The sequence below is a fragment of the Methylophaga sp. UBA5088 genome, assembly GCF_002414625.1.
Lineage (GTDB): Bacteria > Pseudomonadota > Gammaproteobacteria > Nitrosococcales > Methylophagaceae > Methylophaga > Methylophaga marina.
Window position 1 is genome coordinate 39258 of record NZ_DIAC01000048.1, and the last position, 516, is coordinate 39773.

Genomic DNA, 516 nt, shown 5'->3' on the forward strand with positions numbered 1-516 from the left:
GATCTACACGTAACTTCCCGAATCGTTTAGGTAACAATGCCGATGTTTATTTATCTTCTGCTGAGCTTGCAGCGGTGGTAGCAAGTATCGGACGACTGCCAACCGTGGCTGAATATCTAGAAGCGGTTGCAGGGATTAAACCAATGGCAGCGGAAATTTATCGTTATCTTAATTTCCATGAAATGGATGAATATCGACGTACTGCCAGTTAACCTATAGTGGTATCAAGCAAAAAAGGCTGTTTTCTTTATTAGAAGCAGCCTTTTTTATATCCAGGGTAGTAAATGAATACATCTGTACAAGTTATTTCAAACTTTCAATTGGCGCTGGCATTTATCCCAGTCATTGTGGTTTTACTGATGATGGTGCGCTGGTCATTAAAAGCTGGCTTTGCGGTGTATGCATTAATTCGCATGCTGATTCAGTTATTACTGGTGGGGTATGTATTAACAACGGTATTTGCTGCGGAACAATCATGGATCGTCATGCTGGTGATGTTAGTCATGGTTAGCACTG

Annotated in this window: 2 protein-coding genes; both read left to right on the forward strand. The window is 41.3% G+C overall.

What is annotated here, in order from left to right; translation table 11 throughout:
• Window positions 1-212, forward strand: a 212-nt coding sequence (locus tag B4K20_RS06410; protein ID WP_289282294.1) for a hypothetical protein, incomplete at its 5' end; no start/stop codon positions are given.
• Between the two features lie 72 nt (window positions 213-284).
• A partial coding sequence (locus B4K20_RS06415) for an ABC transporter permease (protein WP_289282295.1) occupies window positions 285-516 on the forward strand: 232 nt, incomplete at its 3' end.